1 protein-coding gene and 1 pseudogene are annotated in these 540 nt (G+C 67.2%); one reads left to right on the forward strand and one right to left on the reverse strand.

The annotated features are described in order from the left end of the window. Nucleotides 1–225, forward strand: a pseudogene (locus CXQ89_RS17955) (PA-phosphatase); the annotation flags it as partial. Nucleotides 226–239: 14 nt separating this feature from the next. Here CXQ89_RS17955 and CXQ89_RS17960 read toward each other — a convergent pair. Beyond that, on the reverse strand, nucleotides 240–540 hold a 301-nt coding region (locus tag CXQ89_RS17960; protein WP_258060214.1), incomplete at its 5' end, for an asparagine synthase-related protein.

The following is a 540-nucleotide window of genomic DNA, read 5'->3' on the forward strand; positions in this document are numbered from 1 at the left end:
GCAAGGATCTGGCTGACGCTTCCGGTGGTGATCGGGCTGGCCTCGGCTGCGGTGGCGGTGTATTCGCTGGCCCGGATTGCGCCCAGCCCCTGGCAGGAGGTCAGCACCACGAATTATTTCTGGGCGGGCATCTCGCTGATTGTGATCGCCGGGTATTTGGCGACCGTCGCCACCACGGCCATGTTTGCGTACGCCGCACGACGGCGGGACTCGCCAGGGCGCTGACGTCATCTCCCGCTTTAGCCCACGGCGTGGCGCTGGAGCCACATCTCCAGCAGCGCCAACTGCCAGAGCACGTTGCTGTTGACCGCGGTCCGCTGCATGTTGGGATCGGCCAGCAAGCCGTCGATGTACGCGGGCCGGAAAAGTCCGCGCTGCTTGGCCTCGGGTGCGTGGAGTGCCTCACGCACGATGGAGATGAAGGGTTCCGCCAGGTGCTGAAGGGCGGGCACCGGGAAGTACCCCTTGGGCCGGTCCACCACCGCGGCCGGGAGCAACTGCCGGCCCAGGTCCTTCAGAATCCCCTTGCCGCCCGGCGAC

It is taken from the genome of Arthrobacter sp. ZGTC212 (assembly GCF_002929255.1).
Lineage (GTDB): Bacteria > Actinomycetota > Actinomycetes > Actinomycetales > Micrococcaceae > Arthrobacter_B > Arthrobacter_B sunyaminii.